19 protein-coding genes are annotated in these 23,047 nt (G+C 37.9%); 14 read left to right on the top strand and 5 right to left on the bottom strand.

The window, feature by feature from the left end; genetic code table 11:
- Positions 1 to 64: 64 nt before the first annotated feature.
- The 9 genes from E4N80_RS01125 to rsmG all read left to right on the top strand — a co-directional run bounded on the left by E4N80_RS01125 (position 65) and on the right by rsmG (position 11,069).
- Positions 65 to 1,201: a divergent polysaccharide deacetylase family protein gene (locus tag E4N80_RS01125; RefSeq protein WP_253699761.1), complete on the top strand. Its 1,137-nt coding sequence runs from the start codon at positions 65 to 67 to the stop codon at positions 1,199 to 1,201.
- Positions 1,202 to 2,218, top strand: coding sequence for a tRNA (adenosine(37)-N6)-threonylcarbamoyltransferase complex transferase subunit TsaD (gene tsaD, locus E4N80_RS01120; protein WP_253699760.1), 1,017 nt, complete (start codon positions 1,202 to 1,204; stop codon positions 2,216 to 2,218). It begins immediately after the preceding gene.
- A 107-nt stretch (positions 2,219 to 2,325) separates the two neighbouring features.
- Positions 2,326 to 2,742, top strand: a complete 417-nt coding sequence (locus E4N80_RS01115; RefSeq protein ID WP_253699759.1) for a hypothetical protein — start codon at positions 2,326 to 2,328, stop codon at positions 2,740 to 2,742.
- Positions 2,743 to 2,781: 39 nt separating this feature from the next.
- A complete protein-coding gene (locus E4N80_RS01110; RefSeq protein ID WP_253699758.1) occupies positions 2,782 to 3,777 on the top strand; it encodes a radical SAM protein in 996 nt (331 codons plus the stop codon).
- A gap of 99 nt (positions 3,778 to 3,876) precedes the next feature.
- Complete coding sequence (locus E4N80_RS01105; protein WP_253699757.1) at positions 3,877 to 5,241, top strand: TDE2508 family outer membrane beta-barrel protein; 1,365 nt, start codon at positions 3,877 to 3,879, stop codon at positions 5,239 to 5,241.
- A 243-nt stretch (positions 5,242 to 5,484) separates the two neighbouring features.
- The gene (locus E4N80_RS01100; protein WP_253699756.1) at positions 5,485 to 7,218 is read left to right on the top strand and encodes an ABC transporter ATP-binding protein; all 1,734 of its coding nucleotides are present in this window, start codon (positions 5,485 to 5,487) and stop codon (positions 7,216 to 7,218) included.
- 1 nt (position 7,219) lies between these two features.
- The gene (locus tag E4N80_RS01095; protein WP_253699755.1) at positions 7,220 to 8,887 is read left to right on the top strand and encodes an ABC transporter ATP-binding protein; all 1,668 of its coding nucleotides are present in this window, start codon (positions 7,220 to 7,222) and stop codon (positions 8,885 to 8,887) included.
- A gap of 68 nt (positions 8,888 to 8,955) precedes the next feature.
- Positions 8,956 to 10,329 carry an aldehyde dehydrogenase gene (locus tag E4N80_RS01090; RefSeq protein ID WP_253699754.1) on the top strand — a complete coding sequence of 458 codons (1,374 nt, stop codon included), beginning with the start codon at positions 8,956 to 8,958 and terminating at the stop codon, positions 10,327 to 10,329.
- A gap of 17 nt (positions 10,330 to 10,346) precedes the next feature.
- Positions 10,347 to 11,069: a 16S rRNA (guanine(527)-N(7))-methyltransferase RsmG gene (gene rsmG / locus E4N80_RS01085; RefSeq protein WP_253699753.1), complete on the top strand. Its 723-nt coding sequence runs from the start codon at positions 10,347 to 10,349 to the stop codon at positions 11,067 to 11,069.
- Here the strand turns inward: rsmG and E4N80_RS01080 are convergent.
- Both E4N80_RS01080 and E4N80_RS01075 read right to left on the bottom strand, forming a co-directional pair.
- A complete protein-coding gene (locus tag E4N80_RS01080) occupies positions 11,066 to 11,743 on the bottom strand; it encodes a metallophosphoesterase family protein (RefSeq protein WP_253699752.1) in 678 nt (225 codons plus the stop codon). The two genes, rsmG and E4N80_RS01080, sit on opposite strands and share 4 nt — an antisense overlap.
- 115 nt (positions 11,744 to 11,858) lie before the next feature.
- The gene (locus E4N80_RS01075) at positions 11,859 to 12,938 is read right to left on the bottom strand and encodes a formylglycine-generating enzyme family protein (RefSeq protein ID WP_253699751.1); all 1,080 of its coding nucleotides are present in this window, start codon (positions 12,936 to 12,938) and stop codon (positions 11,859 to 11,861) included.
- A gap of 171 nt (positions 12,939 to 13,109) precedes the next feature.
- Here E4N80_RS01075 and E4N80_RS01070 point away from each other — a divergent pair, with 171 nt between their 5' ends.
- A complete protein-coding gene (locus tag E4N80_RS01070) occupies positions 13,110 to 13,337 on the top strand; it encodes a type II toxin-antitoxin system HicA family toxin (protein WP_253699750.1) in 228 nt (75 codons plus the stop codon).
- A 146-nt stretch (positions 13,338 to 13,483) separates the two neighbouring features.
- Positions 13,484 to 13,849: a type II toxin-antitoxin system HicB family antitoxin gene (locus E4N80_RS01065; RefSeq protein ID WP_253699749.1), complete on the top strand. Its 366-nt coding sequence runs from the start codon at positions 13,484 to 13,486 to the stop codon at positions 13,847 to 13,849.
- Between the two features lie 19 nt (positions 13,850 to 13,868).
- Here E4N80_RS01065 and radA read toward each other — a convergent pair whose 3' ends face one another.
- Positions 13,869 to 15,254, bottom strand: coding sequence for a DNA repair protein RadA (gene radA, locus E4N80_RS01060; protein ID WP_253699748.1), 1,386 nt, complete (start codon positions 15,252 to 15,254; stop codon positions 13,869 to 13,871).
- A 36-nt stretch (positions 15,255 to 15,290) separates the two neighbouring features.
- The gene (locus E4N80_RS01055) at positions 15,291 to 16,892 is read right to left on the bottom strand and encodes an ATP-binding protein (protein ID WP_253699747.1); all 1,602 of its coding nucleotides are present in this window, start codon (positions 16,890 to 16,892) and stop codon (positions 15,291 to 15,293) included.
- Positions 16,893 to 17,027: 135 nt separating this feature from the next.
- Between E4N80_RS01055 and E4N80_RS01050 the strand changes: the two genes are divergently transcribed.
- Genes E4N80_RS01050 through E4N80_RS01040 form a run of 3 tightly spaced genes read left to right on the top strand, consistent with a single transcriptional unit; the run spans position 17,028 to position 21,302 of the window.
- Positions 17,028 to 18,854 carry an ABC transporter ATP-binding protein gene (locus E4N80_RS01050; protein ID WP_253699746.1) on the top strand — a complete coding sequence of 609 codons (1,827 nt, stop codon included), beginning with the start codon at positions 17,028 to 17,030 and terminating at the stop codon, positions 18,852 to 18,854.
- The gene (locus tag E4N80_RS01045; protein ID WP_253699745.1) at positions 18,841 to 20,670 is read left to right on the top strand and encodes an ATP-binding cassette domain-containing protein; all 1,830 of its coding nucleotides are present in this window, start codon (positions 18,841 to 18,843) and stop codon (positions 20,668 to 20,670) included. Before E4N80_RS01050 ends, E4N80_RS01045 begins: the two co-directional genes overlap by 14 nt.
- Positions 20,671 to 20,714: 44 nt before the next feature.
- Positions 20,715 to 21,302, top strand: a complete 588-nt coding sequence (locus E4N80_RS01040) for a J domain-containing protein (RefSeq protein ID WP_253699744.1) — start codon at positions 20,715 to 20,717, stop codon at positions 21,300 to 21,302.
- Here the strand turns inward: E4N80_RS01040 and E4N80_RS01035 are convergent.
- Entirely contained in the window at positions 21,299 to 23,047 is a 1,749-nt protein-coding gene (locus tag E4N80_RS01035; RefSeq protein WP_253699743.1) for a 6-hydroxymethylpterin diphosphokinase MptE-like protein, read from the bottom strand. The two genes, E4N80_RS01040 and E4N80_RS01035, sit on opposite strands and share 4 nt — an antisense overlap.

The raw sequence follows: 23,047 nt of genomic DNA, 5'->3' as shown, positions 1-23,047 counted from the left end.
AGCGAATCTGTCTCAAATTCTCCCCGATTGACAAAAGCCCCCTTAATGCTTATCTTTTATGCCTATGGCAAAAAAGAGTACCAAAACAGGAAAAACAACTAAGCCGGCAAAAAAAACCGGAAGAAAGAGAAGAAAAAAGTCAAAAATTAACTATACCGGAGCTATAGCCGGTTTTTTAGCGGTAAGTGTAATAATGCTCGCCGTATTTTTGTTTATAATTCCTTCGGTAAAAAATAAAGATGAAACAGCGAATAAAACTCAAATTGCCAAGGAACAAGAAAAAATAAAAGAAGAAAAGCCTAAAATTGCCGAAAAGCCTCCTATAGAAAGCAAGGCTAAAGATAAGCATACCGAAAAAACTAAGGAAACTGAAACGCAGACCGCAAAAAATCTGCCTAAAGAAATTGAAAAACCGAACAAAGAAAACAAGGCAAAAAAGCCTGAAAGTCCTATAATTACGGACAAGCCTAAACCTCAAGAACAAGAGCCTGACGCTTCGAGCTACCCTATTCAGGACCTGCCTGAGCTTCCTTCAAAAGGAAAGCTTATTTTTGTGTTTGACGATGCGGGACACAACTTAGAACAGTTACAGTATTTTTTAGATTTACCCTTTCCCTGTACCATAGCCGTTTTGCCTAAGCTGCCTAATTCAAGGGAAACGGCAAGAAGAATAAGAGCGGCCGGTAAGGAACTCATCCTTCATCAGCCGATGCAGGCTGTAAACCAAAATATAAATCCGGGAGAAGGAGCCGTTAAACCCGGCATGAGCCGTGAAGAGATAAAAAAAATCGTAGCTTCAAATGTAGAAGAAATCGGGCCCATAGCCGGAATGAATAACCACGAGGGCTCTCTTATCACATCCGACGAAGAAGCTATGGAAGCAGTGCTTGAATTGTGCAGAGAAAAAAACATATACTTTTTAGATTCCCGCACCAGCTCAAAAAGTGTTGTTCCTCAAGTTGCAAAAAAACTGAATATGAGCATTTGGGAAAGAGCCGTATTCCTTGATAATAAACGGGATAAGGCATATATGAAAAAACAAATTATAGACGGCTTGGAAATTGCCTCGCAAAGAGGTGAAGCGATTATGATAGGCCATGTATTTACCGTAGATCTTGCAATTCTTCTAAAAGAAATGTACTCCGATTTAACTCAAGAAGGATATACATTTTCCACAATTTCAAAATCAAAAGGGAAATAAATGAAGATATTAGGAATAGAAAGTTCTTGCGATGAAACTGCGGCGGCAGTCGTCGAGGACGGAAATAAAATTTTAAGCAATATTGTTGCAACACAAATTCCTTTTCATAAAATGTATAACGGTGTCGTTCCCGAAATAGCAAGCCGAAAACATACCGAATGGATTTTGCCCGTTGTTAAACAGGCCTTAGCCGAAGCAGGTCTGAGCCTCGAAGAAATAGACGGCATCGCCGCCACCGGAAGGCCGGGTCTCATGGGTTCCCTTTTAGTGGGGCTTACCTTTGCAAAAACCCTTGCATGGGCTTCAAATAAGCCCTTTATTGCCGTAAATCACATGCTGGGACATCTATATGCAAGCCATCTGGAAAATGATATCCCCTACCCATATCTGGGGCTTTTAGTTTCAGGCGGGCACTCGATTATCTGCAAGGTAAATAACTTTGATGACATCGAAGTCCTAGGTACCACAATCGACGATGCTCCGGGGGAAGCCTTTGACAAGGTTGCAAAGTTTTATAATCTGGGATATCCGGGAGGAGCCGTAATCGACAAACTCGCCAAAAACGGAAATCCCAAGGCAGCCAACTTCCCCATGCCTATAATCCACAAGGAAGGGCATAAGTACGATGTTTCCTATTCGGGACTAAAAACCGCCGTTATAAATCAGATAGACCAATTTTGGAATAAGGACTTTGAAAAAACACCCGAGAACATTGCAGCCGCATTCCAAACAAGGGCTGTAAAAATTTTGCTTAAGCCCCTTTTAGATGCTTCGATAGATACGGGCTTAAAAACGATAGTAGCAGGCGGAGGAGTTGCGGCCAATTCTTTGTTGAGGGAAAAGCTTGCCGAGCACAAGGAATTAAAGTGCATCTTCCCCTCGCTTAAATTCTGTACGGATAATGCGGCGATGATTGCAGGACTCGGTTACCATTACCTAAAACGCGGAGACAGAACGCCCTTTACCGTCGAAGCCTCCGCCCGAGTTGAAGGCTTCAGCAAAAAAGGCAGGCAATAGGTAATTGATAAAAATCCTATTAGATTTTTATCAATTACCGACGAGTTTTTCATAAGTATTTCAATACTTATGAAAAACATCGCAAAGTTAATAGTAAGGAAGATATTATGGATACGATGGAAAAATTTTATTCGGATGCGAGCCGGCTTGTAGAAAAGTCGCATGCAAACCAACTTGCCGAAAAGCTAAATAAGGACGGAGACACAGCAGCTTTTGACGCCCGCCTGACGGAAATCTTTTGCAAAGCGGTTTCGCTTTACGATAAGCAGGCTCAAGTTTTGGCAAACGATTTTGCCGACTATTGGCTTTCGGCCTATTCGGAGGGCAGACAAAAAAAAGAAGATGCGGTCGAATGGTTCTATCAAATATTTTCTCTTATTGCAGGCAATTTTGAAAAAGACATGGACTTTTCGCAAGAAGACTGGGAGCAGATAAATCTAATTATTTCTTCCGAAGCTGAAAGTTTGGATATGGACCTTTTAAACTCGATAATGACGATAATTGTCGAGCGCAAAAAAATATAAGAAAATCCGTAAAAAAACAGCCCAACGGACGCCTAATAAATGCTTTCTTTTAAAGATTTCAGTTTTAAAGAATATGACTCATGCACTCTCTGCCCGAAAAATTGCAAGGTAAACCGCAATAAGGGAGAAAAAGGCTTTTGCCGCGAGACAAGAGAGCTGCGCCTTGCATGGGCAGGCCTCCACTTTGGAGAAGAGCCTCCAATCACGGGAGCCGGAGGTTCAGGCACAATCTTTGTTACCGGCTGCAACCTTCGCTGTTCCTTTTGCCAAAACTATCAGATATCCCAAGAAGGCATGGGAAGGGCTGTAAGCCTTGAAGAATTCGTAAACTTGTGTTTTGTTCTTGAAAAAGAAGGGGCCGAAAACATAAACATCGTTACAGGCAGCCATGCAATCCCAGCAATAGCCCTCGGCCTAAAAGAAGCAAAACACCGCGGCCTAAAGATTCCTGTTGTCTGGAATTCTTCTGCCTATGAAGCCGAAGAAGCTATAAGCCTCCTTTCGGACTGTGTTGACGGCTGGCTTCCCGACTTAAAAACCTTAAACCCGCAAATTTCTTCTCAAGTTTTTTATGCACCCGATTATCCTGAAACGGCAACAAGGGCAATCCTAAAAATGGCCGGCCTTTCTCCCTTAAAAATCTGTATGGAGAATAAAAAAAAATATCCTTTAGGAAAACTTTACTCAGGCGTCATAGTCCGCCACCTTGCCCTCCCTTCCCGCATTGCGGACTCAAGGGCAGTCTTAAGATGGTTTGCAAAAAACTTAAGAGGCAGGGCTCTTATTTCGGTGATGACCCAATACACACCGGTTAAAAGAATGACCGGCATAAAAAACTATTCTCTCTTTGAAAACCGTATGCTAATACCGGAAGAAGACGAAAACCTAAGAGCTCTTCTTTCAAGCTTAAAAATAGACGAGGGCTTTTACCAAGAGCTTGTCGCCTCCGATGACTGGCTCCCCAATTTTAACCGCGTACAAACCTTTTCATCGGAACTTTCAAAACCTTTGTGGCATTGGAAGCAAATTTCTTAAATTATTGTAAATTTAGCTAAAAAATAGCATATCCATATTGACAAATATGAAATTTTACAGGATAATTGATAATCAGTAGATTTTACAAGAGGAGATATCATGAAAATACAAAAGAAATTATTTGTTTTTGCAGTTCTTTTAATGGCTGCATCATTGGTTTTCGCTCAAACATCAATGACATCACACAGCACCCAAGAGCTTTTCGGCACTGATGTTGACGATTTTATGAATGTAAATGAATGGCAAAATGTACAGCCTAAAAATATCTTCGGATTTTTAGGCTACGGAAAGGACGGTAAAGGCTCGATAAACCTAGGTCTTGCCCACCAATTTAAAGCCTTTTATTTAGGTACCTACTTTGAAGGTCAAGTCAACAGCTGGATAAGTAAGAAAGAAACGAGTGGCAATACGGAAACATCAACATCCACTCAGCATAAGTCTAACGGCAAGCTGCTTTTCGGATTCGGAAACATCGGTGTTATGACGGATATGTCTTATCAGCCTAAAGCCAACAACAAGGTTACATGGACAGAGGCCACAAAGACAAAGCAAACCGATAATCTTTTTAAGCTGGATTTTAATTTAATTGCAGGTATGAATTTAAACTTAAATAATAAGCTCTTTAAGATCTCTGCAAAGTTAGGACTTGAGTCTGATATCGATAAGAAGACAACCAAGAAAGATAGTAAGCTTACAAAATTCACAGATGGCAGTAAATACGACCTTGTTATAAATGCCGGACTTTCCCATGATCTTTCGTCAAAAGACGGTTTAACCCATACGGTTCTGGCCGATCTGGACACCAGATGGGGTATATGGCCTACAAAAAGAGATGAAGAGGTATTAGGAGGCGTAACAACCACAAACTATAAATATGGTGAACTAAAGGATATAATTACACTTACCCCTAAATATCAGATTGCCTATGAACCGGAAGGTAAATTTGCCTTTAAAGCCGAGGCCGCTTTAGGAATAGGATTTGACTTTGATAACGAGTATAATTATACTCGCAGAGTTGTCTCAAGCGGAGGCGATACAAAAGCATATAATATAGCCAGGAAGTATAAAACAACATTAAGCCTGAAACCGGCCTTAAAAACAGCTTTTACCTACGCCCCCGTATCGAAGTTTAAGCTTAACTTCGGCTTAGGCTTTAACGTCCCCTCAAATAACTGGGTGTTTAACAAGACAGAGACACGTGATGCTGGAAACGGTAATGTTACAAAAACCGATAAAGATAACACATTTACATTCAATACTAATGACGGAAAGTTTACTGCATCTTCAGGTTTCACCTGGTTAATAACCGAAAACGTAACATTTGATGCAAACTGGGATATCGTCGATCATTTGCTTAAGACCTTTAGTACAGACCTAACTGAGGGTGACGGTAAAAACTTTTGGGAGACTGTAAACAAACTCGTTGTCCATAATATAAAGTTTGCCCTATCGGTTAAATTCTAATAAAAAATTACAATATTAAAATCTACTTTAGATAAAACCTGTTAATGTTTAAACGGCATTAGCAGGTTTTTTTTGTAAATTTGCAGTTAAGCTAAACTTACAAAAAAGACTAGACAAGCTGAATAGAAAATATTAAACTCATTTTATATGAAAGAAAAAACAAAAGACGATACCATTATAATAAAGTTATCAGTATCGTTAGTTAATACTAACTTTATAAAACGAACGTGGAGATAAACAATTATGATGCTTAACAGAAGAGTTATCGAATTGACAAAAGGTATTAAATGCAGCATTTTGCTTAAAGCCCTATTGGGTGTTGCCGTATCGGGAACTTATGTAGCTCAAGCCGTCTTGCTGGGTAAAATAGTGGGACAGCTTTATTCCAAAGAAGAATTATCCGTGGTAATACAAAGTATCTTATACGTATCGGCAGTCATAGCATCCCGCCTTATTTTAATATATTACAATTCGGTTTACGGCAAAAAAATTATCGGCAAAGTAAAAAACATTTTGCGTCGCCGCATTTACGATAAGCTGTTAAAACTGGGACCTGCATTTTTAGATGATGAAAGAACAGGTAAATTAGGCTCAACAATGGTAAGCGGAGTAGACTATTTAGAGGGTTATTTAACGCTATACATTCCACAAATACTTGTGTGTGTAATTGCATGCGGTGCAATGCTCATTTATGTTTTTTCGCTGCATTATGTTTTAGGCATAATATCGACGGCAGCCTTAATCGCCGTATTGATTTCTCCCGTTGCTTTCGGGAAGATACTATCGGAATCTTCCAATGCACATTGGACGGCTTATAGAAATTTAACTGCAGAAATTTTAGACGGCATTCAAGGCATTACAACGGCAAAGGCATATAATGCACAAGAAAGGCTCGGAAAATTATTAAAAGAAAAAATGAGAACACTTTTTTCTGAAACTATGCGCAACTTAAAAGTAAACCTAGCCGAAATAGGTATTTCCAATTTTGCTTCCGGTATCGGTACAAGTTTTACCCTTGCCGTAGCAGCACTATTAACTTCTGCACATATAATTCCCGTATCCTCATTACTTATTTTACTTTTTATGACCAACGAAGTTTTTAGACCTGCAAACGAATTAGCAGCATACTTTCATCAAGGCTTTATGGGCATAACCTCTATGGGCGGAATTTTTGCCTTACTTGATGAAGAAGAAAAAATAAAAGATGAAGGGACTAAAACCATTGACATAAAATCTGCGGATGGTTTTGAAATAAAATATAAAAATATTGAATTCACTTACAGCGAAAAAAAGAATACGGTTTTTAAGAATTTAAATTTCACTGTTGCAAAAAATGAAAAACTTGCAGTTGCAGGAGAATCGGGAAGCGGAAAAACTACCATTGTAAATTTATTGTTAAGATTTTATGAGCCTACAAGCGGAAGTATTTATATCAACGGTATCGATATAAAAGACTTGACATTAAAATCTTTGCGCAGTTTAATTACGGTAGTTTCGCAAGAAACCTATTTGTTTAACGGAACAATAAAAGAAAATCTTTTACATGCAAATGAAGATGCAGATGAGGAGAAGCTTATAGATGCGTGTAAGGCTGCAAACATTCATTCCTTTATTCAAAGTTTACCGGAAGGTTACAATACAAAAGTCGGAGAAAGAGGGCTTAACTTTTCGGGAGGGCAAAGACAAAGAATTGCAATTGCAAGAGCCGTTTTAAAAAACTCACCGATTGTAGTTCTTGATGAAGCTACGTCCAGCGTGGATACCGAAAATGAAAATGAAATTAAACAAAGTCTTAATCACTTGTTAAGAAACAGAACAAGTATTACGATTGCGCACCGTTTAAACACAATAGAAAACAGTGATAGGATTCTGGTTTTGCTCAGAGGAGAAATCGTAGAAGAAGGCTCTCACAAAGAACTTATTTTAAAAGACGGATACTACAAAAAGCTTGTAGAAGCGCAACAAGGAGAAAACTAATATGTTTAAAGGAAAATATAAACCGCTTATTAAAATGTCTAAATACATAAGCTTTTATAAAAAAGAATTTATCATTTCGATTATTTACGGAATATTTAACAGTGTTTTTGCTTTGCTCACCGTTTTAACGGGCGCATATATAGCTTCAGCGGCTCTGTTTAAAATGAGCACAGGAAAAATACTTTATCTTTTTATACCGCTGATTATTTTTATTATCGGCAAAGGACTTTTTGCTTTTTTGGAAATGTACGAATGTCATTTGGTCTCATACGGTGTAATCGAAAAAATAAGAAACCTTTTATATGATTCGATTTCCAAAACGGCACCGCAATCCACAGGCAAAAAAAGAAGCGGAAGTATTACCTCCGTGTTTGTCGAAGATGTTGAAGCCACTGAAGTTTTTTATGCTCATACCGCAGGCTCTTACATAATTGCATTTGTCTGCACTGTTCTTTATCTTACTGCATTAAGTTTTCTTTCATTTAAAATAAGTGCAGCCGTTTTTGCCGCCTGTATTCTTGTTGCAGCCGTTCCGTATTTTTTTAATCCTATTACAAAAAAAATCGGAGAAGAGATATGCGACGGTTTGGCTGAGGTAAATGCCGAAACTGTAGATACGGTTCAAGGTTTACGTGAGATTTTAATTTTCGGCAAAGAAAAAAAATACATTGAAAAAGTTACTGCCGATACCTTACGCTTAAATAAAAAAGAAATACGGGATGGGAGATTTAAGGGCTTACACAGTTTAGTAATAAACTTAATTACCTCCGCAGTTTTAATTTCAACAATATTACTCGCTCATTCGGAAGTAATTGCAGGCTCGTTAAAACCTGAAATGGTTTCGGTTGTTATAATATTTTCTCTTTTTGCCTTTGTGCCTATAATGAGCGTTTCGGTTACGGCAGGAGCTATGAATATTTCAAATGGAGCGGCAAAAAGAATTTTGGATATATTAGAAGAAGAACCGGCCGTTAAAGACAGAGTGCCATATATTCCGCAAAACAAATCTTCGGTTAAGGGAAACATAGAATTTAAGGACGTAAAATTTTCTTACGAAAAAGGTACCGAAGTTTTACACGGAGTTAATTTTACGGTTAAGGCCGGTGAAAGCATTGCTCTTACAGGTGAATCTGGAGCGGGAAAATCTACAATAGCAAATTTGCTTATGCACTTTTACGAACCTGACAGCGGAGCAATTTATATTGACGGAAAAAACATAAAAGACATACACCAAAATTCCCTGAGGGATATAATCGCCTATGTACCGCAGGATGTTTATCTCTTTAACAAAACCATAAAAGAAAACATTTCCCTTGCCTGTCCCGATGCAAGCGATGAAGAAATTAAACAAGCTGCTAAGGTTGCGATGGCTGACGGCTTTATTAAAAGGCTGGAACAAGGCTACGATACCAATGTCGGTGAGCGGGGTGTTCAGCTCTCAGGCGGAGAAAAACAAAGAATTGCTATAGCACGTGCCGTCTTAAAAAATTCTCCTATATTACTGATGGACGAAGCCGTTTCCAATCTGGATAGTGAAAGCGAAGCACTCTTCCGGCAAGCCCTAAATAATATCCGCAAAAATAAAACCATAATAACGATTGCCCATCGTCCTTCTACAATAAAAGAGGCGGACAGGGTTATAAAAATCGAAAACGGAAAAATAGCTTAAAATTTTAGCCTTGAATTTTATTCGGTTTATATGTATAATGCTTCGACAAAACATTGCCGGAGCACATAATGAATCAAGATATAGAAACAATCGTAAAAAATTGCAGAGATTTTTTTGGAACAAATAAAACAAAAAGCTATGAGTTTAGGATTTCTCAATTATTAAAATTACAGGAAGTCTTAAACCAAAACAAAAAAGAACTTTTAAATGCCCTTTATTCCGACTTACACAAAACCGAAATGGAAGGCTTCTTTTCGGAATTTGCTATTGTACGCGGAGAACTTAAATTTGCAATAAAGCACTTAAAAAAATGGATTAAACCTAAAAGGGTTCCGACCTCGATTGCTCATTTTAAAAGCTCAAGCAAAATAATGTATGAGCCCTTCGGCACCGTGCTCATCATGTCGCCATGGAACTATCCTTTAAATTTAACCCTCGCTCCCTTGGTAGGCGCCATTGCTGCAGGAAATTGTGCCGTTGTAAAACCCTCAAATTATTCGCCTGCGACATCGGAGGTTATAAAAAAAATAATCTCCGAAAACTTTCCGCCGGAATATATATCGGTAATTACCGGAGGGCGGGAAGAAAACTCAAAACTTTTGGAACAGCGTTTTGACTACATCTTTTTTACGGGCGGAACAACTGTCGGCAAACTCGTAATGGAAGCGGCGGCTAAATATGTAACCCCTGTAACCTTGGAGCTCGGCGGAAAGTCTCCCTGCGTAGTCGAAAAATCGGCGAACTTAAAAGTTGCAGCCCGCCGAATAGCTTTCGGAAAATACCTTAACGCCGGACAAACCTGCGTAGCCCCCGATTATCTTTTAATTCAAGATGAGGTAAAAGAAAAATTTATCGAAGAATTAAAAGAAGCTTTAAAAGAATTTTTCCCCACGGAAACCTATTTGGACATGCACCTTCCCCACATCGTAAACGAAAAACATTTTGACCGCCTCATGGGTTTAATTGAAGGAGAAAAAATAATCACGGGCGGCAATGGAGAAAAAAGCAGAAAATTTATTGAGCCCACGGTTTTGGATAATATCACCTTTGATTCCAAAATAATGCAGGAAGAAATTTTCGGGCCAATCCTTCCCGTAATAAGTTTTAAGACAATAGAGGAAGCAATTAAACTGATTAAATCCCGCGAAAAGCCCCTAGCCTCTTATCTTTTTACAACCGACTCAAATATAGAAAAGAAATTCTTAAATGAGGTTTCTTTCGGGGGCGGCTGTATCAACGATACGATAGTCCACTTGGCAAGCGATCACCTTCCCTTCGGAGGAGTCGGCTTTAGCGGCATAGGAAAGTACCACGGAGACGAAAGCTTTAAAGTTTTCAGCAATGCAAAAAGCATCCTAAAAAAATCAAACCTCATCGACATCAAGCTCCGCTATCATCCTTATTCCGAAAAAAAATTAAACATAATAAACAAGATGATGTAGGAAACGGGCTTTAAGAAATGGACACCGATAAACTTTTATCAAAGGGCATTTTATCAGATGGTATTCTACTAAAGGGCTTAAAAGAATTAGGCATAAACGAAAAGGCTCATAATAAGCTTTCTAAACTTTTAAACCTTTATATGAGAGAGCTTAAAATGTTTAACGCCTCATTTAACTTGGTAAAGGTTAAGGACGATGAAGAATTAATCGTCTCTCATGTTTTAGATTCCCTTTCGGCTTGGCGTTTTTTTTATAACGAAACCAAAAATACTAATGAAGCTCTTCTTACAAGTGGGTCTTTTTATATTGCCGATGCCGGAACCGGAGCGGGCTTTCCCGGAATTCCCCTCGCAGCTCTCTTTATTTCTTTAGGCAATTTAGATGTAAAACTTTCTTTAATCGAAAGAATGCAAAAGCGATGCACATTTTTAGAAAACATCAAGGCTGTTCTCCAATTAAATAACACCGAGATTATCGAAAGCGAAGCCGAAAAAGCCCCTCAAAATAAATTTGACATTGTAACTTGCAGAGCCTTCCGCACCTTGGATAAGCACATTCTAAACACCCTTTTAAATCTTGCAAAGCCTAAGGGTAAATTATTTTTATACAAGGCCATGGAAGAAAAAATAAACGAAGAGACGGAGCTTATCAAAAAAGAAGGCCTAAATTATAAAATAGAAAAACTTGATGTTCCTTTTTTAAAAAAAGAAAGGCACCTTCTTATAATCAAAAAGCCTTAATCCAAGGTTTTTAATTCTACCGAAACTTCAAAGCCCTTTTCGTTTTTTGTAATCTCGGCAAGAGCATAGCGGCCTTCCATCAGGGCACCGGGGTTTACCAAAACGGTTTCGCCGATTTTATCTACCGCAAAGGACTCGTGAATATGCCCAGACACAACCAAAAGAGGCTTATGCTTTTCGATAAAGGCAGTGATACCCTTTGAGCCCACATGCACCATGGGGGCAACCTTATCGACCCTGGCCCCATGCGGAGGATTATGACAAACCAAAACCAAGTTACCGGCTTCGGTAATATTTGCTTTTTCAAAGGCATCGGTTAAATCTTTTACAAGCTCTTCATCGGTTCTTTCGTATGGCGTAGTACCTGTAAATTTACTTCCGCCCCCTGAACCTGCAAAGATAAGCCCTTCAAAATTTTTTACCTCGCCCGTAATCGAAATACCGGCATCTTTTAATTTTTTTTCAAACTCAGGTTCATCGCAATTCCCCAACACGGCAAAAATATTTTTATGAATCTTTAAAAGCTCGTTTAAAAAAGGAGCCCCCGTTTCAATCTTTTTAAAAGCAGCAAAGTCCCCTCCGAAAATAAGGGCATCAACCCCATCGGCAACAGGTTTTATTTTTTTTAGTTTTTCAAGATCCCCATGCCCATCCGAAATAATCAATAATTTCATAAGTATTAAAGCCTCCTAAATTTACTTGCGATGTTTTGCCGAAAGGCAAAACTCGAAACTCAAAATCGGACAAGGACGTCCGATTTTGAGTACCTCTCCGGCAAAATGTGTGAACTCAGGGCCGGCAAGCCAAGCGGAAGCCAAGATAGAAGCTCCAGTAGTCAGGACTGTAGTAGCCCCGTACGCCTACAGTGCAGTAGCGCGCGTAGAAGTACCAACTGCCGCCGCGTAGGACGCGGTAAGAACCCGACGCACCACCCTGAGGATCGGTAACTGTGTTAGCCTCTATATCGTCGTACCAATCAAAACACCATTCCCAGACATTACCGCTCATATCGTGTAAACCGAGTGCATTCGCTCTCCTTTCTCCGACCGGATGAGTTTTTCCTCCTGAATTACCACTATACCACGCAACCGCTCCTGTTTCCGCAGCATCATTCCAGTCAGCTTTCGCTCCGCTTGCACTGTTTAATTTGGTAAGGTACACATCGCTGTATTGCACCGCATTTGTTGTATCGCTTCCCTGCCGGCGAGCCGCATATTCCCACTCGGCTTCAGTCGGAAGTCTAAAGCCTTTTTTACCCATCTCAGCATACGCTGCATCACAATCAGCTGTTGCCGTCGCGTCTTTTAATACAACCGTATGATCGTCCTTTTTGCGGTATACGCATTCGGTATCGGCTTTACCTTCAGCCTTCATTTGAGTATACGCATTACACCACACAATGCAGTCCCTCCAGCTTATAGTCGTTACAGGCTCATCGTCAGTTCCGCTTCCGTCTTTACCTTTTACTCCCGGATTGGCAAATGTATATCCATGACCAGTCGCCCAGTCGTAAACTTCTTTCCACAGTTTATAGGTTACCTCTGTTTTGCCGAGCTTGTAGGGGCTTAATTTTACCTTACGGTCTTTAATAAATACGCCTTTCCACCAAGCTTCACTTCCGGGTAAGGCGTAGTTAGGGGCAACGCCTACAATGCCTTTTGCAGGAGGGGTTATTTTTATAAAGCCGTCGCCTGTGTCTTCAAAAGAACCTACATCGGGCGGCGAACCGCCTCCGCCCGCATTATTCGGGCAGCCGGTCATTCCAAATAGCGCTATAGGCGCCACCAACGCGGCTATGATGAGCGCCGCCGCTCCCTTAACTGTGAAGGCTTTTGCTTTCTTGTTTTTGTTTGTTTTAAACTTTATCATAGGTTCCTCCTGTCAAAGTTAATTTTTAATTTAACTGCCGGCGGTGCATTTGTCTATCATTACGGTACAGTGTAACACGTTTCCACACAAATATCAACCGTTTTACGGCTTACCTTTGACAATGTAAAATTTTATATTGACATCAAATATACAAGCATATATAATGTAATTATGGGACAGTGGGATAAACTCATTAGAAAAATAACATCTCTAAACAAAGATATGCGTTTTTTAGAATTAAAAAAAGTGTTAGAGAGTTATGGTTATGTTATGAGTTCTCCTAAAACTGGAAGTAGTCATCATACTTTTAGAAAGCCCGGATGCAACCCAATTACAATACCAAATCATGAACCAATCAACAACCCCGACGCAGAGCATCGGGGTATGTTGTTCTCATAAGGAGGTTGCAGTCGGCTTTAATACCCTTCGTTACGACGCAAGCGTCGGGGTATTAAACCCTCCGCACGAATAAAAGTAGTCTATGTTAAGATGGTAAAAGAGATAATAGAATCAGAGCAGCTAAATAAAACACAGGAGAAAACAGAATGAAAACTTTAGAAGAATACATGAAATTACCTTACAAACTGGAAATCATTCCTGATACCGATGAAAAAGGGTTTGCCGCTTCTTATCCTGAACTTCCCGGATGTGTAACCTGTGGATCAAGTATTGCAGAGACAGTATTAAATTCCGAAGATGCCAAAAGAGCATGGATTTCTGCGGCTATTGAAGAAGGAATAAAAATTAACGAACCTGAAAATATAGATACATCATCCACTCAACTGGAATTGAGAATGTCTAAAACTTTACATAAAACTCTTTGTGAAAACTCAAAAAAAGAGGGGATGAGTATAAATCAATATTGTATTTATTTACTTTCAAAAAAATCTAAAGAAACAAGATTAAGATAAATTCTGCTCATGCATAAATTTACCCAAACACCTTCTTTATTGCCGAGCTTAAATCTTCCGCTTTAAAAAGCTGTGATGTGTTTATATCTCCCGCTTCGGAATCGGAAGGAGAAGGCGAGACGACTTTTGTAAAGCCCATGCTTTGGGCGGTTTTGATTCTTTGCTTTAATTTTTTGACGCTTCGGATTTCTCCTGCGAGGCTTAACTCGCCAATGTAGGCTCCTTCTTTTTGAGCAGGTATATTTGCACGAGCGGAATAAAGAGCAAGTGCTATGGCGAGGTCGGCGGCGGGTTCTTTAAGCCTTATGCCTCCTGCAACGTTTACATAAATATCTTGATCCGAAAATTGTAAGCCTATTCTTTTTTCCAAAACGGCGGCGATGCGGCTGACGCGGGCGGAATCTATCTTGTCCGAAAAGACCCTTGTAACCGCGCCCTTAGCAGGAACCGTAAGGGCCTGTATTTCTACCATAAAAACACGGCTCCCCTCGCAGACGGGAACGGCAGCGGAACCCGCAGGCAGAGCCCCTGTCCGATTGGTAATAAATAATGAAGACGGATCATCTATGGCTTTTAACCCGCTTTCATCCATCGAGAAAATTCCAAGCTCGTCAACCGAGCCGAACCGGTTTTTTAGGGCACGCAAAAAACGCACATCGTCTTCTGTCCTCTCAAAAGAAATGACCGTGTCCACGAGGTGTTCGAGAACCTTAGGCCCTGCTATGTTTCCGTCTTTTGTTACATGGGCAGTTAAAAACAAAACGCTGTCCCTTTCTTTAACCCAAGATACAAGCTCGTGAGCACATAGCTTTAACTGATTTATAGTTCCCGGAATGGTTCCGGCATCTGCGGAGTACATAGTTTGAATGGAATCGATTATAACAAAAACGGGATTTACTTTGTTTAAAACCCTCTCTACATCTTCCAACCTGCAAGTGCATAAAAGTTCAATATTTTTTAAAGGAAGATTCAGCCTGTCGGCACGGGAACGGATTTGCCCGCCCGATTCTTCTCCCGAAACATACAGAACTTTTTTTACGGAGCCCGAAGAAGAGGCCGAAGCGGCTTGTAAGAGCAGTGTCGATTTTCCTATGCCCGGCTCTCCTCCGATCAAAATTGCCGAACGCTTTACGGCACCTCCTCCCAACACCCTGTCAAATTCTGCAATCCCCGTAGAAAGGCGGACGGCATCATTTGCTTCAATAGCATCAAGAGGAACGGAATGAGCTTCTTTTACAAATTTTTCTGCAATGCTCCTTTCGGCTGCGGAATAATCTTGATTGATTGTAACCTCTTCAAAAGTATTCCATTCGCCGCATTCGGGACATCGGCCGAGCCATCGGGCTTGAGTGTAACCGCATTTGCTGCAGCGGTGTGCAAGGTCTCCAGTTTTCTTTTTTGCCATATGCTTTCCTTAAAATTAAAGTGTTAAGGCATTACCTCATTTAATCTCAGTCTTCCAATCTTTGATAGTCCGTTTTTCTTCATCAAAACTTGAACCGATAGCTATAATTTTTTTACCGCTTCCCGAATACTTGTCTGCATAACCTTTCTCTTTGATTTGTTTTACGGCATTTTCCGCCGTTTCATTTGAGGTAAGCTTAAATTCAAAGATATAAACCTTATCTTGAAATTCTACAATGCAGTCGGCTCGTCCGATTGCACAATGAACTTCCGTATGCACAAACTGGTTCATCAATGCGAACACAAGATAAACCGCTGTCTGATAGTTTTGTTCACGTAAGGCTAAATCTTTTTCGGTTAAATTGTCGTAGGGTATTCCTGAAATTATACCCTTCATCTTTTGCATAAAACCGTCTACATCTCCGGCTTCTATCTGCTCGTAGAATTCCCAAATCGAAAGCCCTGTTTTATCGGTTCTTATCGGTGTGTAAGCCGGCAACAAGTTATCCAAAAAGCCGTAACGCACTTCATCATTCGGAAAGCCCAAGCGGTACAGTCTTGAAAAATCGTTATAATCTTTAATCGTTAAATATCCCGATTGAAACAGAATGGGCAAAGGATTTATTGCATCTGCTCGGTAGGCTTCCAGACCGGACTCGTTCATCTTTACATTTCCGTCAAGGTCGGGAATATTATAATAAGCTTTTTTTAAGTACTCGACCAAAAAGGTCGGTGTGCCGGTTGCAAACCAGTAGCTTGAAAATTCTCGGGAAGCAAAAACATTTAAAAGGCTGAAAGGATTATATATTGCTCTTCCCTTTCTTGCAAAAAGGTAGCCGTCATATCTTTGCTTTAACTTTGCAAGAGTTTCCTCATAAGTCAAGCTATTATTTTCTGCGAGGGCTGCAATCTCAGGTTTAAAATCGGCTTCAAGCTCTTCTTGCGAGATACCGCAGACAGCAGAATAATCCGACAATAGGCTTAAATCACGTAAGTTGTTTAAATCGCTGAAGATACTCACCTTACTGAATTTTGTGACTCCGGTCAAAAAGGCGAAGCGGAGGTATTGGTCTGCACTTTTGATAACTCCGAAAAAGCCTTTGAGGATTGTGCGGTAGGTTTCGTTTAATGCTTCATCCTTCCACATCGTTTGAAGAAGAGGCTTATCATATTCATCGATAAGAATAACAGCCTGCTTGCCGGTTTTTTCATAAGCGGCTTTTATTAAATTTTGAAAACGGTCGGGCAGGTCAAGGCCTGTACTTCCATATATTTTTTCATATTCGCACAAAAAAGAAGTCAGTCTATTTAAAAGACCTTCCTTAGTATCATAAATACCCGTATTAAAATCCAAGTACAAAACCGGATATTCCTGCCAGATTTCACGTTTTTCTTTTTCGGCTTCTTCAAATTTCTCAATCGCTAAACCTTTGAAGAGCTCTTTTTGACCGAGGAAGTAGGCTTTTAGAGTGGAAAGCAAAAGGCTTTTCCCAAAGCGGCGCGGACGGCTTAAAAAGTGAACCTTACTGCTGTCAACCAATTGCCATATAAATTCCGTTTTATCAATATAGATAAAACCTTTTGAACGTAAATCTTCAAAACTTTGAACGCCTATGGGCATTTTTCTAATCGTAGTCATAAGAATAAGTATAACAGAAAAAAAAGAAATTTACAACATAAATTATTGAGATAAAACATTAAAACCCTTGACCGATTTTTAATCATATGTTAGAATTGTCTTACATGCTTAGATATTAACTTTAGAGAGGAAATTATGGGAAAAAGCGATTCAAAATTAAACCTTTTTAACAATATCTTCTATTATTTAGGGGTTTGGTTAAAAACCTTTCCGGCAGGTATTTTCTTTATACTTATTTCGGTGCCTATCCGTATTTTTATGATTTATCAAACCATTCTTATCCCGAAAACCATTATATTGGGTATTGAAACCGGAACGGAAGCTAAGCCGATTTTACTTTCCATATTGACGGCAGGGCTTTTGATAACAGCCTGTAAAATTATCATACAGGTACTTGAAACAAAGCTGATGGCTCTAGGCTCCCGCCCTCTATTCCATATTTATTCGGTACCTGTAAATAAAAAAATGTTTGAGCTTAACTATCAAACCCTTATTTCTCCCGAAGTGCAAACAAAAATAACCAAGGTAAAAAACATAGTCATGACGGGAAGCTCGGGCGGACCCTTTCATTTTTTCGGGCTCAATTTATCCTTTCTTTTAACCGCAATTGCAGGAGCTTTTTTCTTCAGTTCAGGTATTATAAGCATCGACTTAATTCTTCTATTTATTGTCTTGGTTTCAGGAACCGTAAATTTACTGTACGGAATCTATACGGGAAAATACACACAAAAAAACATGGAAGACCGCGGCGATGACGAAAAAAAAGAGAGCTACATCCTTACAACTGCGGAAGACAGACGCTTTGCAAAAGACATCCGCCTTTATAAGATGAAAGATTGGCTGATCGAAAACTTTGAACACTATCACGGACGAGTAAAAAAATTTTTGAGAGCAGAATCGAATGTACAGGCAGGAGGAAAAATTCTAAATGCTTTAATGATTTTTATAAGAGATGTTTTTGCCTATATTTACTTAATTTATCAATTAAATGCAGGAACCATTGCCGTTTCTCAATTTGTTTTTCTTATCGGCTTGGTTATGGAATTCTCAAAATGGATGGACGCTATTGTTCTTCAGATAAGTAACCTCATTATATTTAACAGCGAATTAAGTCAAATAAGAATTTTTTTGAACACTCCCGATGAAAAAACAGGCGGAGAGCTTACCGTAAATGATACGAGCGAAAAACCTTCAATCGAATTTAAAAATCTTTCCTTTAGATATTCGGAAAACGCAGCATGGATTTTTAAAGACTTTAATTTAAAAATTGATGCAGGAGAAAAGTTAGCTCTTGTCGGTATCAACGGAGCGGGAAAAACAACGCTTATGCACCTTTTAATGGGACTTTTAGAACCCACTGAGGGCTCCGTTTTAATTGACGGAAAAAACAGCACGGACTTTAAAAAGACGGAATACTATAATTTATTTTCTCCGGTATTTCAGGATATAAATATTTTTCCGGAAACTTTTGCAGCCAATATTGCCGGAACGGAAAATATAAATGAAGAAAAATTAAAAGATGCAATTACTTCGAGCGGCTTAAATGAAATGGTTTCAAGTCTACCAAACGGCAGCCAAACTATTTTAGTAAAGGAAAGCAATGATGAAGCAATCGATTTATCGGGAGGACAAAATCAAAGGATGCTGCTTGCCAGAGCTCTTTATAAAAATGCAAAAATAAATATTCTGGATGAACCTACGGCCGCCCTTGACCCGATTGCGGAAAGTAAAATATATGAAGAATATGATGCAATGAGTAAAGAAAAGACTTCTATTTTTATTTCGCACAGACTCGCATCTACAAAATTTTGTGACAGAATTATTTTACTGGAACACGGAAAAATAATAGAAGAAGGCACTCATAATGAACTTATGAATCAAAATAAAACATACAGAAACATGTATGATGTTCAAAGTAAGTATTATAAAGAAAATAAAGGAGATGAAAATGAAGAGGCTTAAAAGATTTTTTAGAATGTTTTTTTATTTTGAAAAAATAGAGAAGGGCTCAATGTGGAGCAGCATCTTTTTTAATATAATAGAGGCCCTGCGGCCTTTCTGTCTCCTCTATTTATCCAAGATAATCATTGAAGCAGTAACATCGCAAAGATTGTTGAGTGAAGTTTTAAGATCGACCCTTATTCTTTTAACGGCATTTATGCTTTTATCGATAATTTCAGGAATATTGGAAAAACGCTTTATGTACCATTTAAAATGTTTTTCTAAAAAGCATACTATGGAAAAAGCTCTTAAAGTATTAAGATTAAATTTTGAACTTACCGAACAAAACGAATTTCAAAACGATTTAAATTCAATCAAACAATTTGAACGCTTTATAGTTTTTTCTCACAGCGATTTTATGAGAAAAACCGGAACCTCTGTAGGAGGATTTATAGGAGCAGGAGCAGCCTTGTATTTTTTTATAGGTCTTTTTAATTCCCAAGGATTTATGGGGCTTTCAGGAGCATTTATAAATTCAGCCTTTTTAATTCTTTTGATAGCCTTTAATATAATTTCTTTTTATTTGGCAAAATATATTTATAAAAAATTCGGAGACCATATTTCGGGAGAAGTCAAAAAAAGCGCCCGTTATATAAAATCTTATATGAATTTAATTTATGATTATAGGACGGGAAAGGATATTAGATTATATGATAAGGCCTTAGCCGAAAAATACACAGGTACCTATCTTGCAATGCAGAAAAGCACCCATGATTTTATGGCAAAGTTTTTTTCCCGTACTATAGGGTCAGCTAAACTCCTCGAAGGCTCTCTTTTGCTTTTAGTTTTTTTATTTGTAGGTCTAAAAGCCGTTTACGGTTCCATTGCCTTAAGTGAAGTCTTTTTTTTCATAGGAGCTATAAACGTTTTTTCGGCTCAAATATCTGAAGCCATGGACGGATTAACTACCCTTGTTGCTTCAGATAAGTCCCGAGAAAAATTATTAAACTTTCTCGATATAGACGAAAAAAAATACTCAGGAAAACTTTCTATAAAAAAAGACGAGCCCATTGTGTTTGAATTAAAAAATATAAGTTTTAAATATCCCGATCGGGATAAATATGCCCTTAAAAATATAAACCTAAAAATAGATTCAAGTCAAAAACTTGCAATGGTCGGTAAAAACGGATCGGGAAAAACTACTCTTATAAAATTGCTTGTAAGGCTCTACGAGCCGACTGAAGGAGAAATACTTTTAAACGGAGTAAACATAAAAGAATATGATTATGATGAGTACATAGATACATTCTCGGTTGTATTTCAAGACTTTAAATTATTATCGCTTAAATTAGGCGAAAATGTTTCCGCATCAAGTTCTTATGATGAAAAAATGGTTGCCGATGCTCTTTTAAAAACGGGCATGGAAGCTTTTTATAAAAAGCATGGAGGTGAAGCCTATCTATATCAAAATTTTGACATAGGCGGAATTGAAGCCTCCGGCGGAGAAGCTCAAAAAATTGCAATGGCACGCGCAATTTATCACGGAGGCAAAATCTTTATTTTGGATGAACCGACGGCAGCCCTCGATCCTATTTCGGAAGCAGAGATTTATTCTCATTTTGATAATATAACTTCAAAAAATACTGCAATCTATATTTCGCACCGGCTTTCATCTTGTAAATTCTGCGATAAAATTGCCGTTATGGATGAAGGCAGTCTTGTTCAATACGGAAATCATAATGAGCTCGTTTCCGATATAAACGGCAAGTACTATGAACTTTGGAATGCACAAGCAAAATACTATCAAGAGGACGAAACTCAGGACAAAAGTTTTTAAATTTCCAATTGACTATTTACATATCCTCTATTATAATTATTCTTATGATAGCACAAGATAGTTTTAATAATGATATAAAAAATTTTATTACAATAGCACAAAGTATTTCAAAAGAAGAAATAAAAAAAGAATATTATACTCTTGTAAAAAAATATCATCCCGATATGTATACAAACAATAAGACTCAATATGATAAATACATGATGATTTTAAATCATGTGTATTCAAATATAAAAACAAACTCCAAGAGCGAATCTAAAATAATAAGTGATGAATATGAAAAAATGAAAGTAAATGGAAAATATAAATTTATTAACAGAGATAAAAAAGCCGAATATGTGTCAGACAAGTCTCTTTTTTTATATAAAATGGGATTAGATAAAATTTTTTGGTCACGAGATTATCTTTGTGCACATCCTTTGTCGGAAGGCTTCGGTGATGAAATCGTAGTTAAAATATCTCAAGCTCTTTATCAGGCTATTAAGTACTTAACGGACTCTATCAAAATAGGAAAAAACAATAATTGGATAAATGAAGCAAAAGAAAAAATTCAATGGGCATATGAAATGAATAGCCGCATTACAAAAAATTTATACGATATGAATTTTACTAAAACTGTAGCATTTTCTTAATTGATAAAATTTTCATTTGTCAGATGTATTTTTAAAAAATATTCTATCTCAATTCTTACACGGGATAAAAAATGTTTATCCAAGAGGGTTTCGGATAAGGAATTATAATCCGGGAAATGAAGATATAGATAAGGCATAGACAAAAAAAGAGTTTTAATTTCTGCATCAGAAGAATTTATTTTTCCGGTAAAAATACTTTTGAGCCTAAGAAGTTTTTCTTTTTCGGAAATTAAAAAATCTTTTATCGCTTTTTCTTTATCTGCATAATTATAATTTATAAAATTTTTTTTATCATTATTTTTATTTATAGAACAAGATGCTTCATAGCTCAAATCAACAACCCCTCCGCACGAATAAAAATCGTCGATGATTTTTTTTGCCGTATCAAAGCTTATTTTTTTTGAATTTAGCTCCAAACCTGATTGCCCTATATCAAAAAAGTTTTCTTTAGAAGCAAAAAGTTTTTTATAAAGCTCTCCGTAATTTTTTAAATTAGGAGAAGTAAAAACAAGACTGCCGTTTTTACCCTTTTCAAAACTAAGCTTATTCGGAAACAAAGATTCTCCCGTGTAAAGACTTTTTATTTTGGAAATATCCGAAAATATATTTTTAACTTGATAGCTTAATTTTGAATGACTGAATCCCTGCCCCCACGAAAAATCCAAACCTGTATGAAAAATAGGAAGACCGTCAAAAGCCAATCTTTCGGCAAGAGCTAAGGCAGCAAGCCCCACCGAGCCCATAGCTTCAAGCCTTAAAGGTAAAATATTTTTTTCTTTTAAAACGGAAAAAAAAGAACTTGCCGCGGAATCTTGAGCGGAATAATCGGTAAAGAAAAAAGCCTTATTTCCATTTAGCTTTACGAGCAAAGAAGGATTCGATGTCAAATCGGCGATAATGGGAATATCTAAATCCGTAATGCCGATAAAGGCTTTTTGAATCCAATATTGCGACTCAAGCAAAACAACAGCGTCAGATCTTATTTCGGGATAAAGCCCTGCAAAAGCAGCATCGACTGCAAGAACAAAAAGCCTATTCCTGTTTTCTTTTATAAATTCAATGGAAGAATCAAGAGACGGCCCGGCTCCTATTACAATAATAGGCCTATTAACCGATTTTTCAATTAAAGAACCAAAACAAGAATTTATATTTAAAACCGAACTTTTATCAGGGCTCTTTACAATAGAGCGTAAAATAGAATAATAGTTTTTAAAAAAATTACGGGCATAATTTCTGCCGAATTGAATTAGCGTTAATCGGTTAATCCATATTTGCGAAATATATTGAGAGATAAAATCAAAGGCTTGAGAATAAAAGGATTGATTTAAAGCCGCTCCTCCCGAAAAATCTATTCTTATAACGCGTCTAATTTTTTTTCCTTTAATAAAATCATCAAACTGCTTTAATAAGATATTTATCGAATCCGTTCCCGTATATAAAAATTTAGAATCTTCTAAAATATTTTTATCGATTTTATTTTTTGAAAGCTTCAACAGTTTTTCATCAGCTTCCAAACCGATGGCAAAAGAATCCGTCGGGAGCTTTTCTAAAAGCTCTTTTAATCCGTATCCTAAAACCGGAGATACACAAAGAACCAATGTTTCACTTTGAATTACAATAGAAGAAATTAATTGTAAGATATTTTTTTGCGGTGAGCGTTTTGAATATAAGTACTTGCCTTTGTATAAAACCGAAAAACCTGAGTCAATGGGAATGAGCTCAGGTTTTTCATTATTTGCAGTCAT

Origin of the sequence: Treponema denticola (assembly GCF_024181605.1) — a bacterium.
GTDB lineage: Bacteria > Spirochaetota > Spirochaetia > Treponematales > Treponemataceae > Treponema_B > Treponema_B denticola_B.
Note: the sequence above shows the minus strand (reverse complement) of the source record. Positions and strands in the feature narration are given on the sequence as shown.

Coding starts and splice junctions, on each gene's coding strand:
- rsmG (WP_253699753.1), top strand. CDS start 10,347: ATGGACACCGATAAACTTTTATCAAAGGGCATTTTATCAGATGGTATT.
- E4N80_RS01100 (WP_253699756.1), top strand. CDS start 5,485: ATGATGCTTAACAGAAGAGTTATCGAATTGACAAAAGGTATTAAATGC.
- E4N80_RS01070 (WP_253699750.1), top strand. CDS start 13,110: ATGGGACAGTGGGATAAACTCATTAGAAAAATAACATCTCTAAACAAA.
- E4N80_RS01080 (WP_253699752.1), bottom strand. CDS start 11,743: ATGAAATTATTGATTATTTCGGATGGGCATGGGGATCTTGAAAAACTA.
- E4N80_RS01110 (WP_253699758.1), top strand. CDS start 2,782: ATGCTTTCTTTTAAAGATTTCAGTTTTAAAGAATATGACTCATGCACT.
- E4N80_RS01075 (WP_253699751.1), bottom strand. CDS start 12,938: ATGATAAAGTTTAAAACAAACAAAAACAAGAAAGCAAAAGCCTTCACA.
- E4N80_RS01095 (WP_253699755.1), top strand. CDS start 7,220: ATGTTTAAAGGAAAATATAAACCGCTTATTAAAATGTCTAAATACATA.
- radA (WP_253699748.1), bottom strand. CDS start 15,254: ATGGCAAAAAAGAAAACTGGAGACCTTGCACACCGCTGCAGCAAATGC.
- E4N80_RS01045 (WP_253699745.1), top strand. CDS start 18,841: ATGAAGAGGCTTAAAAGATTTTTTAGAATGTTTTTTTATTTTGAAAAA.
- E4N80_RS01040 (WP_253699744.1), top strand. CDS start 20,715: ATGATAGCACAAGATAGTTTTAATAATGATATAAAAAATTTTATTACA.
- E4N80_RS01055 (WP_253699747.1), bottom strand. CDS start 16,892: ATGACTACGATTAGAAAAATGCCCATAGGCGTTCAAAGTTTTGAAGAT.
- E4N80_RS01090 (WP_253699754.1), top strand. CDS start 8,956: ATGAATCAAGATATAGAAACAATCGTAAAAAATTGCAGAGATTTTTTT.
- E4N80_RS01065 (WP_253699749.1), top strand. CDS start 13,484: ATGAAAACTTTAGAAGAATACATGAAATTACCTTACAAACTGGAAATC.
- E4N80_RS01105 (WP_253699757.1), top strand. CDS start 3,877: ATGAAAATACAAAAGAAATTATTTGTTTTTGCAGTTCTTTTAATGGCT.
- E4N80_RS01050 (WP_253699746.1), top strand. CDS start 17,028: ATGGGAAAAAGCGATTCAAAATTAAACCTTTTTAACAATATCTTCTAT.
- E4N80_RS01125 (WP_253699761.1), top strand. CDS start 65: ATGGCAAAAAAGAGTACCAAAACAGGAAAAACAACTAAGCCGGCAAAA.
- tsaD (WP_253699760.1), top strand. CDS start 1,202: ATGAAGATATTAGGAATAGAAAGTTCTTGCGATGAAACTGCGGCGGCA.
- E4N80_RS01035 (WP_253699743.1), bottom strand. CDS start 23,047: ATGACTGCAAATAATGAAAAACCTGAGCTCATTCCCATTGACTCAGGT.
- E4N80_RS01115 (WP_253699759.1), top strand. CDS start 2,326: ATGGATACGATGGAAAAATTTTATTCGGATGCGAGCCGGCTTGTAGAA.